Raw genomic sequence first — 1,416 nt, 5'->3', positions numbered from 1 at the left:
CACTGGAAGAAGATATCGGGGTATCACCGACGCTCGCTGGCCGAGACGGCGATGTATCGGTTCAAGCAGTTGCTGACGGGGAAAATCAGTCTGCGTAACTACAACGGTCAAGTGGGAGAGGTTATGGCGTATGTGAGAGCGATAAACAAACTGAACACGCTTGGTCTGCCTGTCAGAAAGCCCCAAGTGTAGCGGTCACCTGGGGCTGGGAAAGTCATGACTTGCTGGCTGATTTGGGCAACAACGCCCTCAAATACCCGACATAGTCTAGCGACCTTAGGGCGTAAGTGTGCTGTGGATATTGTTGTATACTCGTATACACTCCCTATTCATAACTCTGCTTATCCTGCTACAGTTGCTACGAATAGCAACTGTAGCAGCTCAACACCCCCTTAAAAAACTTGACACAACAAACTCAATGAAGCGCAGTGATTGCTTTAGGGATCTACATTCAGCCCTAAGATTATTTATGCTACGCCATACCTCTCTTGAATTCGGCTTTCTCACCATATGTCTGACTAGATTTTTTAATAAAAACCTGCTGTGATAGTGATGACTCTCGATTTTTAGATGGCAATATTGATAGTGATATGTAATTAAACAAAAAGCAGATATATATTATATCCATGAATTAGCACAAAGGACTGCATTGGGCAGTCCCTTTTCATTGAGGAAGCTTCATGGGTAATATTAAAAGCAATGGGGTTGATGTTCGTCGTATCGCAGCATGGTATTTCTACTGTTCAGGACTACAACAGAACTCTCGAGCACCCATATCACAATCTCTATCGAAAGCGCTTATTACCTTATTGTACTACGTAAGATATCTGTGATTGACATTAGGCATCCTATCACTGACACAAGATGACACATTACGTCTTTAAACCACTGGTTTGATTCAATAGATCAAGCCCTAGTGACACTCACGAAATCGGCACTCATTTCATCTATTTCCCTCCATTTTCTGGTCATTAAGGTCTCTTCGAGACTTTTGACCATGGGGGTCAGTGTACCTTGCCCTATTGACCGGGAGGAGACCATGGCACTGGTAGGTTACGCACGTGTTAGTACGGGAGGTCAGAGCCTGGAAGTTCAACTTCGAGCACTGGCTGAATGCAATAAAGTTTTCCAGGAGAAGGTTAGCGGTGCCAGTGATGATAGGCCACAACTTACTCTCCTCTTGGATTATGTGAAGGAAGGAGACGTGGTGATGGTTACCAAGCTGGATCGTCTGGCGCGTAATACTCGTCACCTATTGGAGATATCAGAATTTCTACAACATAAGCAAGTTGCATTACGGATATTGAATCTGGGGATAGATACCTCAACGCCTACTGGCAAGTTAATGCTCACCATGATCGGTGCTATCGCAACATTCGAACGAGAGTTGATGTTGGAGCGGCAAGCTGAAGGAAT

Annotated in this window: 1 protein-coding gene and 1 pseudogene; both read left to right on the top strand. The window is 44.7% G+C overall.

The window, feature by feature from the left end; genetic code table 11:
- Positions 1-192: pseudogene (locus ACE1BR_RS23120) on the top strand (IS5/IS1182 family transposase); the annotation flags it as partial.
- Positions 193-1,039: 847 nt separating this feature from the next.
- Positions 1,040-1,416, top strand: a 377-nt coding sequence (locus ACE1BR_RS23115; RefSeq protein WP_374874419.1) for a recombinase family protein, incomplete at its 3' end; no start/stop codon positions are given.

Origin of the sequence: Aeromonas sp. MdU4 (genome assembly GCF_041929505.1) — a bacterium.
Taxonomy (GTDB): domain Bacteria; phylum Pseudomonadota; class Gammaproteobacteria; order Enterobacterales; family Aeromonadaceae; genus Aeromonas.
The sequence above is the reverse complement of the archived record's forward strand: the minus strand, read 5'-3'. Positions and strand labels throughout refer to the sequence as shown.